We start from the raw sequence: 13,198 nt of genomic DNA, 5'->3' as shown, positions 1-13,198 counted from the left end.
GCGCGTGCGGGGGCGCACGAGCAGCGGATTATAACCAGCAGGCCGCCATCGGCAATGACCGTCATTGCCAGCACGGGAGAAGTGCGCGTCACTAATACCATTGTATTAGTCAGGCGCGCGCCGGCGCCGAACTGCTCGCCCCGCTTCCGGTGCAAGCGTCGCCGGACCGATTAATACCATCATGCAATGGCGATTCCTGCGCCTGCCATCTAGTCTTCTTATCCGGGCCGCGCTGCCGTGGCTTGCCGTTCCGCATGCCGGCGGCCGCCGTCGGCCTGCGCCTGCGCTCAAACCCCTGTCCCGAGGATCGACTCCATGTCCAACCCAAAGCTCGAAGTCCTGACCCCGCAAAACAGCCAGCTGATCATCATCGACCACCAGCCGCAGATGGCCTTCGGGGTGCAGTCGATGGACCGGCAGGCCATGAAGAACAACGTCATCGGCCTGGCCAAGGCCGCCAGGATCTTCAATATCCCGACCACCATCACCACGGTCGAAAGCGAATCGTTCTCCGGTTTCACCTATCCCGAGCTGCTCGACGTATTCCCCGGGCAGAAGACGCTGGAGCGTACCTCGATGAACTCGTGGGACGACCAGAAGGTCCGCGACGCGCTCAAGGCCAACGGCCGCAACAAGGTGATCGTCGCCGGCCTGTGGACCGAGGTCTGCAACACCACCTTCGCGCTGTGCGCGATGCTGGAAGGCAACTACGAGATCTACATGGTGGCCGATGCCTCCGGCGGCACCAGCAAGGAAGCGCACGACTATGCCATGCAGCGCATGGTCCAGGCCGGCGCGGTGCCGGTGACCTGGCAGCAGGTGCTGCTGGAATGGCAGCGCGACTGGGCCCACCGCGACACGTATGACGCCGTGATGAAACTGGTCAAGGAACATTCCGGCGCCTATGGCATGGGCGTCGACTACGCTTACACGATGGTGCACAAGGCGCCGCAGCGCACCGCCACGCCGCACGAGTCGGTGGCGCCGGTGCCGGCGCGCTGATCCCGGCATCCCGCAATGACCGCGGCTTGCGCGCGCCCACTACGGCGGCGCGCAAGCCAACCTGCCAGGCACCGCCAGGGTGCCTTCTTCCACTTCCTGCTTCCAGGAGGGCCTGATCGATGAAAACCATCACCACCCAGGACGGTACCCGCATCTTCTACAAGGACTGGGGCGCGGGCCAGCCGGTCGTGTTCTCGCATGGCTGGCCGCTGCATGCCGATGCATGGGACGCGCAGATGCTGTTTCTCGCGCGCCAGGGCTTCCGCGTGATCGCCCATGACCGCCGCGGCCACGGCCGCTCGGACCAGCCCGCGCAGGGCAACGACATGGACACCTACGCGGACGACCTCGCCGCGCTGATCGAGGCGCTGGACCTGCGCGACGTGGTGCTGGTCGGGCACTCTACCGGCGGCGGCGAGGTGGCGCACTACATCGGCCGCCACGGCACCAGACGCGTGGCCAAGGCGGTGCTGATCGGCGCGGTGCCGCCGCTGATGCTGCAGACCGACGCCAACCCGGGCGGGCTGCCGCTGGACGTGTTCGACGGCATCCGCAAGGGCGTGGCCGAGAACCGCTCGCAGTTCTACCAGGACCTGGCGGTGCCGTTCTTCGGCTTCAACCGCACCGGCGCCAGGGTCTCGCAGGGCACCATCGATGCCTTCTGGGCGCAGGGCATGGCGGGCGGCATCGTCGGACAGTACGCCTGCATCCGCGAATTCTCGGAGGTCGACTACACCGAGGACCTGAAGAAGATCGACGTGCCCACGCTGATCCTGCATGGCGACGACGACCAGATCGTGCCGATCGACGCCTCGGCCCGGCGCGCCGCCGATCTGGTCAAGGGCGCGACGCTCAAGGTCTACCCCGGCGCCTCGCACGGCATGTGCGTGACCAATGCCGACCAGGTCAATGCCGACCTGCTCGCCTTCCTGAAGGGCTGAGTTCGATGTCATTCACGCGCCGGCAATTCATTGGCACCGCGGCCGCGCTCGGCGCGGCCGTTTCCCCGGAGATCTTCGGCATGCAACCCAGCGCCGCACCCAGCCTCATCCTTGTCAACGGCAAGTTCACCACGCTCGACAAGGCCAACCCGCAGGCGGACGCCGTGGCCATCCGCGACGGGCGCTTCGTCGCCGTCGGCACGCGCCAGGACGTGATGAAGCTGGCCGGCGCGCAGACGCAGGTCGTGGACCTGAACGGCCGGCGCGGCATTCCCGGGCTGATCGACAGCCACATGCACATCATCCGCGGCGGCCTGAACTACAACATGGAGCTGCGCTGGGACGGCGTGCGCTCGCTGGCCGACGCCATGCGCATGCTCAGGGACCAGGTCGCGCGCACGCCGGCACCGCAATGGGTGCGCGTGGTCGGCGGCTTCACCGAGCACCAGTTCGCCGAGAAGCGGCTGCCGACCATCGACGAACTGAACGCGGCGGCACCCGATACCCCGGTATTCATCCTGCACCTGTACGATCGCGCCATCCTCAACGGCGCGGCGCTGCGCGCGGTCGGCTACACGAAGGACACGCCCAACCCGCCGGGTGGCGAGATCGTGCGCGACGCGCGCGGTAATCCCACGGGCCTGCTGCTGGCCAAGCCGAACGCCACCATCCTGTACGCGACGCTGGCCAAGGGCCCCAAGCTGCCGCCCGAATACCAGAAGAACTCGACGCGCCATTTCATGCGCGAGGTTAACCGGCTGGGCGTGACCGGCGTGATCGATGCGGGCGGCGGGTACCAGAACTACCCCGAGGACTACAGCATCATCGAGGAACTGCACAAGGAAGGCCAACTGACGGTGCGGCTGGCGTACAACCTGTTCACGCAGAAGCCCAAGGAAGAGCTCAACGACTTCAAGACCTGGACCGCCAAGGTCAAGCCGGGCCAGGGCGACGACCTCTACCGCCACAACGGCGCGGGCGAGATGCTGGTCTACACCGCGGCCGACTTCGAGGACTTCCGCGTCGAGCGCCCCGACATGGCGCCGTCGATGGAGGCCGACCTCGAGCCGGTGATCCGCCTGCTCGCGGAAAAGCGCTGGCCGTGGCGGCTGCATGCGACCTATGACCAGACTATCTCCCGTGCGCTGGATGTCTACGAGAAGGTCGCGAAAGACATTCCGTTCAACGGCCTGAACTGGTTCTTCGACCACGCCGAGACCATTTCCGACCGCAATATCGACCGCATCGCCGCGCTCGGCGGCGGCATCGCCGTGCAGCACCGCATGGCCTACCAGGGCGAGTACTTTGTCGAGCGCTACGGCGCACGCGCCGCCGAGGCTACGCCGCCCGTGAAGAAGATGCTGGAAAAAGGCGTCAAGGTGGGCGCCGGCACCGATGCCACGCGCGTGGCCTCGTACAACCCGTGGGTGTCGCTGTACTGGCTGACCACCGGCAAGACCGTGGGCGGCATGGCGATGTACCCGCAGGCCAACCTGCTCGACCGCGAGACCGCGCTGCGGCTGTGGACCGAGGCCAACACGTGGTTCTCCTCGGAAGTCGGCAAGAAGGGCCAGATCAAGGCCGGCCAGCTCGCCGACCTCGCGGTGCTGTCGGCCGATTACTTCAGCGTGCCCGGCGACGACATCCAGGACATCACCTCGGTGCTGACTATCCTGGGCGGCAAAGTGGTCTATGGCGACGCCGACTTCAGCAAGCTGTCGCCGGCACTGCCTCCGCCGATGCCGGACTGGTCGCCGGTGCGCCACGTGGGCGGCTACCAGCCGCGGCCCGAAGCGCGCAAGCTGGCGCTGAACACGGCGTGCGGATGCGCGAGTTCGTGCGGCGTCCATGGCCATGCGCACGCCAGGGCCTGGACCGCCGGCGTGCCGGCCTCGGACGAGAGCACGTTCTGGGGCGCGCTGGGCTGCTCGTGCTGGGCCTTCTGACCTTAGCCAACCGAGACCGGCCATGCCTGAACCGATGACTTCCCTTCCCCAGGCGTCCACCGGCGCCACCGGGCTGCCGCGCTGGATGCATTGGCTGGCCCTGCTGCTGCTTTGTGCGGCCTACCTGCAGGGCGGCCTGTTCAAGCTGGCCGACTTTCCCGGCGCGGTGGCAGAGATGCGGCACTTCGGGCTGAATCCGCCGGTGCCGATGGCGGCCGCCACCATCGTGCTGGAACTGGGCGCCTGCGCCATGATCCTGCTGGGCTGGCGGCGCTGGCTGGGCGCGCTGGCGCTGGCGGCGTTCACGGTCGGCGCGACCTTCATCGCCAACCGCTTCTGGGAAACCCCGCCGGAAGCCCGCTTCATGATAACCAACGCGTTCTTCGAGCACCTCGGCCTGGCCGGCGGCTTCCTGCTGGTGGCCTGGCACGACCTGCACGAGCGCGCAACCCGGCACGGCTGACCAAAATGGCAGAGCAAGCAACACCCTCCCCGTCCCGCACCGCCGACGGCGGCGCCTTCGCGCCGCTGGCGCAGGCGACGTTTGCCGTGCTGTGGGCGGCCACCATCCTCGGCAACGTCGGCAGCTTCATGCGCGACGTGGCCAGTGCCTGGCTGGCCACCGACCTGTCGTCGTCGCCGGCCGCGGTCGCAACGATCCAGGCCGCCGCAACGTTGCCGGTATTCCTGCTGGCGATCCCGGCCGGCGTGCTGTCCGACATCCTCGACCGGCGCCGCTTCCTGATCGCGATCCAGGTCGGGCTGGCGCTGGTCAGCGGCACGCTGGCGATGCTGGCCTGGCGCAATGCGCTGACGATCGAGATCCTGATCGGCATGGCTTTCCTGGGCGGTGTCGGTGCGGCTTTGATGGGGCCGACGTGGCAATCGATCGTGCCCGAGCTGGTGCCGCAGCAAGAGCTCAAGCGCGCGGTGGCGCTCAATTCCCTGGGTGTCAACATCGCCCGCGCGATCGGCCCGGCGGCCGGCGGCCTGCTGCTGGCGGCGTTCGGCGCGGCCGTCACCTATGGCATGGACCTGCTCAGCTATGTCTTCGTGGTCGCCGCGCTGCTGTGGTGGAAACGCCCGGTGCGCGCCGCCGACCCGCTGCGCGAGCATTTCCTGGGCGCGTTCCGCGCCGGGCTGCGCTTTACCCGCGCCCACAGCAAGCTGCATGTGGTGCTGGCGCGGGCCGCGGTGCACTTTGCCTTCGGCAGCAGCATCTGGGCGCTGTTGCCGCTGGTGGCCAGGCAACTGCTGAAAGGCGGCGCCAGCCTCTATGGCGTGCTGCTGGGCGCGGTCGGGCTGGGCGCGATCCTGGGTGCGCTGGTCCTGCCGCGGCTGCAGCGGCGGCTGGACGCCGACGGGCTGATGCTGCTGTCTGCCATCACCACCGCGGTGGTGATGGCCGGGCTATGCGTGGCGCCGCCGGTCTGGATCGCCCTGTTGCTGCTGCTGTTCCTGGGCGCGGCCTGGATCATCGCGCTGACGACACTCGGCGGCGTGGCGCAGGCGATCCTGCCCAACTGGGTGCGCGGCCGCGCGCTCGCGGTCTACCAGATGGTGTTCAACGGCGCAATGGCGGCGGGCAGCCTGGTGTGGGGCTTTGTCGCGCAGGCGCTAGGCACGCCCGGCGGGCTGCTGGTGGCGGCGGTCGGCATGCTGGCGGCAGCGCTGCTGCTGCACCGGCTGCGCCTGCCCCGCGGCGAAGAGGACCTGGGGCCGGCACGGCACTGGCCCGAACCCGAAGGCGCCGCCGATATCGCGCATGACCGCGGCCCGGTCATGATCCTGATCGAATACTGCGTGCGCGCGCCGGACCGCGATGCCTTCCTGCGCGCGGTCCACCAGCTTTCCGAAGAACGCCTGCGCGACGGGGCCTTCAACTGGGGAGTGCTGGAAGACCCGGCCAACCCGGAGCTGCTGACAGAGTGGTTCCTGGTCGAATCGTGGGCCGAGCATTTGCGCCAGCACGAGCGCGTGCCTCATGCCGATGCCGACCTGCAGCGCGAGGTCACCCGCTTCCATGCCGGCGACAAGCCGCCGCGCGTGCGGCACCTGCTCGGCGTCGGATTGCCGCCTGCCCCGGCAGCGCGTCACTGATCCTCATGTATTTCTTGCTGGAGGCTTTCCGATGAAGCTTTACCTTGTCTCCCTCGGCGCCGGCATTCTTGTCGGCATCATCTACGCGCTGATGCAGGTCCGTTCGCCGGCGCCGCCCGTGGTGGCGCTGGTCGGACTGCTCGGCATGCTGATCGGCGAACAGGTGGTGCCGCCGGTCAAGCGCCTGCTCGCCGGCGAGCCGGTCACCATTGCATGGTTCCATTCGGAATGCGTGCCCAAGATCACCGGCACCCCAGGCCCGACGCTGAACGCCGCCAGCAAGGTGCCCGTGGACGACGCAACGCACTGACCGGCTCCGGTCACGCGCCCGGCCCGGGGAGACCGTGTGAATGCCACGCCGGTCATTGCCATCGTCGACGACGACGCTGCCGTGCGGCATGCCATCGGCAGGCTGGTGCGCGCCTTCGACATGGCGGTGGAGTTGTACGCGGATGGGCCGGCATTGCTGCAGTCGTCGTCGATCGACCGCATCGACTGCGTGATCACCGATGTGCAGATGCCGGGCATGAACGGCTTCGCGCTGTGTGAAGCGCTGCGTGCGCGCGGCTTGCGCGTGCCGGTCATTTTCATGACGGCGTTCGACCTGCAGGATTTCGCGCTGCGCGCACGGGCCGCCGGTGCGGCCTGCTTCCTCGGCAAGCCGCTTGACGAAACCGAGATGCTCCGGTGCATCGAGCGTGCGCTGGCGACGCACCGGAGTTCCTGACGCTCGGGGCCGGCTCAGGCCAGCGCCGGATAGTCGACGTAGCCGTGCGGGCCGTTGCCGCCGTAGAGCGATGCGTCCTCGAACGGCTTGTTCAGCGGCTGGTTTTCGCGGAAGCGGCGCGGCAGGTCCGGGTTGGTGATCATCTTGCGGCCGAACGACACCATGTCGGCGCGGCCGCTGCGGATGGCTTCCTCGGCCATTTCCTTCGAGTAGCCGTTGTTGACCATCCACACGCCGCTGTACAGGCGGTGCAGCGCTTCGTAGTCGAACGGCACGTTGTCGCGTGGGCCGCCGGTGTGGCCTTCCACCACATGGATATACACCGGGTGCAGCTTTTCCAGTTCGCGCACGACGTGCTCGAACAGCGGCTTCGGGTTGCTTTCCAGCGCGTCGTTGACCGGCGACACCGGCGCCAGGCGCACGCCGACACGATCGGCACCGATCTCCGAGATCACCGCGGCCATGACTTCGAGCAGGAAGCGCGCGCGGTTCTCGACGCTGCCGCCGTAGGCGTCGGTGCGCTTGTTGGTGCCGTCGCGCAGGAAGGCATCGAGCAGGTAGCCGTGGGCACCGTGCACTTCGACACCGTCGAAGCCGGCGCGGATGGCGTTGGCCGCGGCGGTGCGGAAGTCATCGACGATGCCGGCAATCTCGCCAGCCTCCAGCGCGCGCGGCAGCGAGCATTCGACGTAGCCCTGGCCGTTGATAAAGGTCTTGGCGTTGGCCGCGATGGCCGACGGCGCCACCGGCGCCTGGTTGTCCGGCTGGAAATGCGTGTGCGACATGCGCCCGGTGTGCCAGATCTGCAGGAAGATCCTGCCGCCCTTCGCGTGCACCGCGTCGGTCACCTGCTTCCAGGCTGCGATCTGCTCCGGCGTATAGATGCCCGGCGTGTTGGTGTAGCCCTGGGCCGTGGTCGAGACCTGCGTGGCCTCGGCAATGATCAGGCCCACGCTGGCGCGCTGGCTGTAGTACTCGACCACCATGTCGGTCGGCACCAGGTCGTCGTCGGCGCGGCTGCGCGTCAGCGGCGCCATGGCCATGCGGTTGGCGAGTTCAAGCTTGCCCAGCCTGACCGGCTGGAACAGCGCATCGGCGAGAAAGGCTTCGTTCTGTGCACCCATGAATGGCTTACTCCGAGGTTGGTGATTGGCCGTCCGCAGCAGAAACAGCAGCGGCCGGCTGGAACAGGTGGTTGAACATCAGGTCGACGCTGCGGCGCAACGGCTCGACCGAGCGTTCGAGCTTCATGCGCAGCAAGGCGCCTTCCCAGGTATCCCAGGCCAGGCCGGACAGTTCGGCGGCCGCGATATCCGTGCGGATGGCGCCATCCGCCTGGGCGTCGGCGATCATGCCGGCCAGGCGCTCGCGCCAGGCCAGTTGCGCCGCCTGCAGCGCCACGCGGCAGGTGTCGCTGGACGAGGCGATTTCCGCGGCGAAATTGCCGACCAGGCAGCCGGCGCGCTCCGTTTTGGCTTCGTGGTGGGCAATCATCCGCTCGAAGACATAGCGGATCGCCGCCATCGGCTGCGGCGGCGCCGCTTCCATCATGGCTTCCCACGACCGCTGCAGGTACGCCGCGTACTGCGCGATGATCGCCGCGGCGAACGCTTCCTTGCTGTCGAAATGGTTGTAGAACGACCCCTTCGGCACGCCGGCATGGTCGGTGATCTGCTGGATGCCGGTGGCGTTGTAGCCGTGGCGCGAAAACAGTTCGCGCCCTGCCTTGGTCAGGCGGTTCGGGATGTCGGTCTTGTCTGCGGTGCGGGCCATGGCTGGAATAATATGACCAGTCGTCTTGAAAAGTCAAACGGCGATTTTGCGCCGATTCCGACACTGTACGTACAGATTGGCCTGGGAAGGTGCCGTTCCCTCTACCTTGGTTCGGCACGCCGCACTTCATAGAATGAAGTTGATTCCTGGACAAGCGGCCGGGGTTCCGCCGCAGCCACCGCCATGCAAGCTGTCGCCTATCCCTACCAGCCGGTGCCGGAACGGGGCACCATGCGCTGCTTCCTGCTGGCCCTGCTGATGCACCTGCTGCTGGGTGCCCTGCTCTACTACGGCGTGCGCTGGCGCAACGCCGTGCCGGAAGGCGTGACAGCCGAACTGTGGGAGTCCGTGCCTGAAGTGGTCATCCCCCCGCCGGCGGTCACGCCGACGCCGACGCCAAAGCCCGTCGAGGAGGAGGACGCCGATATCTCGCTGCAGGAAAAGCAGCGCAAGGCCGAACGTGCCGCCCGCGACGAAGCGCAGCAGGCCCGGCAGCGTGAAAACCAGGCCCGCGCCGACGCGGCCCGCAAGGAAGCACAACGCAAGGCGCAGGAAGAACTGCGCCAGGCCGACAACACGCGGCGCCAGGGCGAACTGGCGCGGTTGCAGGCACAGGCGGGCCACGCCAACGCGGGGACCGGTTCCGGCACCTCCGCGCGGCCTTCGTCGGGCTATGCAGAACGGGTCCGGCAGCGGGTCAAGCCGAACATCATCTTCAACGAAGACGTCGCCGGCAATCCGGCGGCGGTGGTGGCGGTGCACATGGCGCCGGACGGCTCGGTGCTGTCGACGCGGCTGGCCAAGTCGAGCGGCAACGCCGGGTGGGACAACGCCGTGCTGCGCGCGGTCGCGCGCTCGGACCCGTTGCCGCGCGACGAGAACGGTGTCGCGCCGTCGAGCATCAACATCACGTTCTGGCCAAAGGACCACGGCGGCTAGCCGCGGCGCCGTGCGGGGCGAAACGAAAAAACAGAAGGGAAACGAAAGGGGGTGGTGCCCATGGGCAGGATCGAACTGCCGACCTCTCCCTTACCAAGGGAGTGCTCTACCACTGAGCCACATGGGCGCACGCTCCGGCGAACACCGGAAGATCTGGAGCGGGAGACGAGTCTCGAACTCGCGACCTCAACCTTGGCAAGGTTGCGCTCTACCAACTGAGCTACTCCCGCGTACTTTGGCTCCCCGACCTGGGCTCGAACCAGGGACCTGCGGATTAACAGTCCGTCGCTCTACCGACTGAGCTATCGGGGAATTCATCGCGTTTTCAGCGAAGCGCGGATTCTACATCAACGTTGGCGGGTTTTGAAAGGGGGCAACGACAAAAATCCGCAGAACGTGCTTCGATCGTCGGGCTTGGTGGCGTCGCTGCTCTCAAGCCAACTGAAATCCTGCTACAGGCCGTTGCAGCATCCCCGCTGCCGGCCGAACCGGAAATTGTGCACATTGTGCACACCGAGCGTCCGTCCGCTTGTCCCCATCCACCCGATACGCTTGAATCGGGTCACCCTTCCGGCAGAGGAAGGATGGAGACAAAGATGCCACTTTCCAACACGGCGCGGCCACCGGTACGCGCTGGCCGCACCGAACTGGCGCAGCTGCTTGAGCCCGCCTCGATCGCCATCATCGGCGCCTCGCGCGATACCAGCCGCATCGGCGGCGTCGCGCTCGACCACCTGCAGCGTCTTGGCTACCGAGGCCAGGTTTACCCGGTCAATCCGCGCTACGCGGAGATCGCCGGGCTGGCCTGCTATCCCGATGTCGAATCCCTGCCGGCGGTGCCGGACGTGGCGGTGCTGGCGCTCGGCGCCGACGAAGTGTTGCCGCAGCTGCAGCGCTGCCATGCCCGCGGCATCCGCGCCGCCATCCTCTATGCGTCGGGCTTTGCCGAGGCGGGCGAAGCCGGCGTCGCGCGCCAGGCGGCGCTGACCGCTTTCGCGCGCGCAAGCGGCATGGCCATCGCCGGGCCCAACTGCATGGGGCTGGCCAACCTGACCACGCGCGCCATCACCGCCTTTGCCACCACCTTCCGCGCCTACCCGCCGCAGGACGGCCCCGGCGCCGTCAGCCTGCTGACGCAGAGCGGCAATGTGTGCGCCATCGTCTATGCCACCGGCCGGCAGATGGACGTGGGCTTTCACCAGTTCATCAATACCGGCAACGAAGCCTGCCTGGACTATGCCGACTATCTCGGCTACCTCGCCGACGATGCCCAGACCGGCGCCGTGGTCGGCTACGTCGAGGGCCTGCGCAACGGCCCGCGCTTTATCGACGCCGCGGCGCGGATGCGCGCGGCGGACAAGCCGCTGATCGTGCTGAAGGCCGGCGAGAGCGAGGCCGGTTCGGCAGCCACACAATCGCACACGGCGGTGCTGGCCGGCAACCAGGCCATCTACCGCGCCGCTTTCGCCCAGGCCGGCGCGATGCAGGCCAGCGATCCGACCCACCTGACCGACCTGGCCTACCTGTCGGGCTTGCGCCAGCGCAGCGCGGGCCGCCGCGTGGTGGTGGCATCGGTGTCGGGCGCGATGGGTGCGCTCTCCGCCGACCTGCTCAGCGCCGCCGGCCTGGACGTGCCGAGCCTGCCCGGGCCGGTGCAGCAGCGCCTGCAGGCGGCCGTGCCGGAGATCGGCTCGGTGGCGAACCCGGTCGACCTGACCGGCCAGCTGTTCAACCGCAGCGGCCTCGCCTATGCCGTGCTCGACAACCTGGCGGCGTTCGACGGCGTGGATGTGATCTTCCTGTACGCCACCGCTTACCTGCTCGACCGCGTGGCGGATGAACTGATCGACGTGGCGGGCAAGACCGGCCGGCTGATCGTGGTCGCCACCACCGGCGAGCCGGCCAGCCGCGCCCGGCTGGCGGCGGCCGGCGTGGCGTTGTTCCCGGACGTGGCGCGCGCCGCCAGGGCATTGGGCACGTATGTCGACTGGCTCGGCACGCAGGCCCGGACCGCGCACTGGATCGGACTGCGCGCGCGCGCCACCGACCATCCGCAGGCCGCAGAACTGCCCGCTCACGCACTGGACGAGTATCAGGCCAAGCACTGGCTCGCCGGTTTCGGGGTGCCGATCGGCGTGGAAGCGGTCGCGGCCACACCCGCCGACGCCGCACGCGCCGCCGCGAGCCTCGGCTTCCCGGTGGCGGTCAAGGTGCTCAGCCCCGACATCGCCCACAAAACCGAAATCGGCGGCGTGCGGCTGGGACTGCGCGATGCACAGCAGGTGCACGACGCCGCCGCAGAAGTGGTTGCCGCCGCAACGCGCGCCAGGCCGGACGCACGCCAGCGCGGCGTGCTGGTGCAGCAGATGGCCAGCGGCGTCTGCGAGCTGATCGTCGGCGTGACGCGCGACCCGGTGTTCGGCCCGGCCATGACGGTCGGCCTGGGCGGGATCTTTACCGAGGTTTTCCACGACGTGGCGCACCGCTTGCTGCCGGTGGACCGCGCCATGGCCCGCGAGATGCTCGCTGGCCTGCGCGGCTACCGGCTGATGACCGGTTTCCGCGGCAAGCCCGCCGCGGATATCGACGCGGCCGCGGACGCGATTGCCGCGCTGTCCGACGCCGCGATGGCGCTCGGCGACTCGCTCGCTGAAATGGAAGTGAATCCCCTGCTGGTGCGCGAAGCCGGCCGCGGTGCGGTCGCGCTCGACGCACTGGTGCTGACGCAGCAGCCGAACCACGACGGAGACCGGCAATGAGAGACGACACCATCGACACCCGCCGCCGCGACACGCTGGCGCTGCTGGGCCTGGGCGCGCTGGCGCCACTGGGAGCACTGTCCTCCGGCGCGCGGGCGGCCGATTTCCCTATGCGGCCGGTCACGCTGATCGTGCCGTTCGCGGCCGGCGGCGCCACCGATACGCTGGTACGCACGCTGGCCGACAGCGCCGGCAAGACGCTGGGCCAGCCCGTGGTAGTCGAGAACAAGCCCGGCGCCGCCGGCGTGCTGGGCGCCAATGTAGTCGCGCGCGCCAAACCTGACGGCTACACGCTGACGGTGATCCCGGAACCCGTGTTCCGGCTGCCCCACCTGCAGAAGACGCAGTACGACCCGCTGCGCGACTTCACCTACGTGATCCACCTGACCGGCTACACGCTGGGCGTCGCGGCGCGCGCCGACGCGCCGTGGAAATCGTGGCAGGAAATGATCGACGATGCGCGCCGCCGTCCCGGCAAGATCAGCTACGGCAGCACCGGCACCAATGGCACCATGCACGTGACCATGGAAGAGATCGGGCAGAAGCTCGGCGTCCAGTTCAACCATGTGCCCTACAAGGGCGAGGCCGAGATCATCGCCGCGCTGATGGGCGGGCATATCGACCTGGGTGTCACGGCCGGCGGCATCGGCCCTTATGTCGACAGCGCCAAGGCGCGCTGGCTGGTGCTCTGGACCGCCGAGCATTCGCGCCGCTGGCCGCGCGTGCCGACGCTGCGCGATGTCGGCGTCGACATCGTGTCCACCTCGCCGTTCGGCATCGCCGGCCCGCGCGACATGGACGCGCAGGCCGTGCAGGTGCTGCACGACGCCTTCCGCAAGGCGCTCAACGAGCCGGCGATGCAGAAGCTGCTGGAGCGGCTCGACCAGGAGAACGCCTACCTGAACAGCACCGACTACGCCGCCTTCGCGCGCCAGCGCTACGAAAGCCAGGGCAAGCTGGTCAAGCGCCTGGGCCTGACTGCCAACCCATGACGCCTGATTCCGGAGCCCG

The 13,198-nt window shown here is 68.3% G+C and carries 12 protein-coding genes and 3 tRNA genes; 10 read left to right on the top strand and 5 right to left on the bottom strand.

Annotation, left to right across the window (positions count from 1 at the left end):
* Positions 1-315 precede the first annotated feature (315 nt).
* The 7 genes from E1J61_RS14230 to E1J61_RS14200 all read left to right on the top strand — a co-directional run bounded on the left by E1J61_RS14230 (position 316) and on the right by E1J61_RS14200 (position 6,716).
* A complete protein-coding gene (locus tag E1J61_RS14230; protein WP_133094673.1) occupies positions 316-1,002 on the top strand; it encodes a hydrolase in 687 nt (228 codons plus the stop codon).
* 119 nt (positions 1,003-1,121) lie between these two features.
* On the top strand, positions 1,122-1,943 hold the full coding sequence (locus E1J61_RS14225; protein WP_133094672.1) for an alpha/beta fold hydrolase: 822 nt from the start codon (positions 1,122-1,124) through the stop codon (positions 1,941-1,943).
* 5 nt (positions 1,944-1,948) lie between these two features.
* Entirely contained in the window at positions 1,949-3,889 is a 1,941-nt protein-coding gene (locus tag E1J61_RS14220; RefSeq protein WP_133094671.1) for an amidohydrolase, read from the top strand.
* A 22-nt stretch (positions 3,890-3,911) separates the two neighbouring features.
* Complete coding sequence (locus E1J61_RS14215; protein WP_133094670.1) at positions 3,912-4,352, top strand: DoxX family protein; 441 nt, start codon at positions 3,912-3,914, stop codon at positions 4,350-4,352.
* A gap of 5 nt (positions 4,353-4,357) precedes the next feature.
* A complete protein-coding gene (locus E1J61_RS14210; RefSeq protein ID WP_133094669.1) occupies positions 4,358-5,989 on the top strand; it encodes an MFS transporter in 1,632 nt (543 codons plus the stop codon).
* Positions 5,990-6,020: 31 nt separating this feature from the next.
* Complete coding sequence (locus tag E1J61_RS14205; RefSeq protein WP_133094668.1) at positions 6,021-6,299, top strand: XapX domain-containing protein; 279 nt, start codon at positions 6,021-6,023, stop codon at positions 6,297-6,299.
* Positions 6,300-6,335: 36 nt separating this feature from the next.
* The gene (locus tag E1J61_RS14200) at positions 6,336-6,716 is read left to right on the top strand and encodes a response regulator transcription factor (RefSeq protein ID WP_133094667.1); all 381 of its coding nucleotides are present in this window, start codon (positions 6,336-6,338) and stop codon (positions 6,714-6,716) included.
* A gap of 14 nt (positions 6,717-6,730) precedes the next feature.
* Here E1J61_RS14200 and E1J61_RS14195 read toward each other — a convergent pair whose 3' ends face one another.
* Together E1J61_RS14195 and E1J61_RS14190 are read right to left on the bottom strand one after the other, a co-directional pair.
* Positions 6,731-7,840 (bottom strand): alkene reductase, encoded by a 1,110-nt coding sequence (locus E1J61_RS14195; RefSeq protein WP_133094666.1) that lies wholly within the window; start codon positions 7,838-7,840, stop codon positions 6,731-6,733.
* A 7-nt stretch (positions 7,841-7,847) separates the two neighbouring features.
* Positions 7,848-8,489, bottom strand: a complete 642-nt coding sequence (locus E1J61_RS14190; RefSeq protein WP_133094665.1) for a TetR/AcrR family transcriptional regulator — start codon at positions 8,487-8,489, stop codon at positions 7,848-7,850.
* 183 nt (positions 8,490-8,672) lie between these two features.
* On the opposite strand from E1J61_RS14190, the gene tolA reads away from it, so the two are divergent.
* Entirely contained in the window at positions 8,673-9,428 is a 756-nt protein-coding gene (gene tolA, locus E1J61_RS14185; RefSeq protein WP_133094664.1) for a cell envelope integrity protein TolA, read from the top strand.
* Between the two features lie 52 nt (positions 9,429-9,480).
* Here the strand turns inward: tolA and E1J61_RS14180 are convergent.
* The 3 genes from E1J61_RS14180 to E1J61_RS14170 all read right to left on the bottom strand — a co-directional run bounded on the left by E1J61_RS14180 (position 9,481) and on the right by E1J61_RS14170 (position 9,740).
* Positions 9,481-9,555, bottom strand: a tRNA-Thr gene (locus tag E1J61_RS14180).
* 27 nt (positions 9,556-9,582) lie between these two features.
* Positions 9,583-9,658 (bottom strand) — tRNA-Gly (locus tag E1J61_RS14175).
* A 6-nt stretch (positions 9,659-9,664) separates the two neighbouring features.
* Positions 9,665-9,740 (bottom strand) — tRNA-Asn (locus E1J61_RS14170).
* Positions 9,741-10,024: 284 nt separating this feature from the next.
* Between E1J61_RS14170 and E1J61_RS14165 the strand changes: the two genes are divergently transcribed.
* Together E1J61_RS14165 and E1J61_RS14160 are read left to right on the top strand one after the other, a co-directional pair.
* Positions 10,025-12,187, top strand: a complete 2,163-nt coding sequence (locus E1J61_RS14165) for an acetate--CoA ligase family protein (protein WP_133094663.1) — start codon at positions 10,025-10,027, stop codon at positions 12,185-12,187.
* Positions 12,184-13,179: a tripartite tricarboxylate transporter substrate binding protein gene (locus tag E1J61_RS14160; RefSeq protein ID WP_133094662.1), complete on the top strand. Its 996-nt coding sequence runs from the start codon at positions 12,184-12,186 to the stop codon at positions 13,177-13,179. Before E1J61_RS14165 ends, E1J61_RS14160 begins: the two co-directional genes overlap by 4 nt.
* Positions 13,180-13,198 lie beyond the last annotated feature (19 nt).

The organism is Cupriavidus sp. L7L (assembly GCF_004353535.1).
Lineage (GTDB): Bacteria > Pseudomonadota > Gammaproteobacteria > Burkholderiales > Burkholderiaceae > Cupriavidus > Cupriavidus oxalaticus_A.
This window is presented reverse-complemented; position numbering and strand designations above follow the sequence as displayed.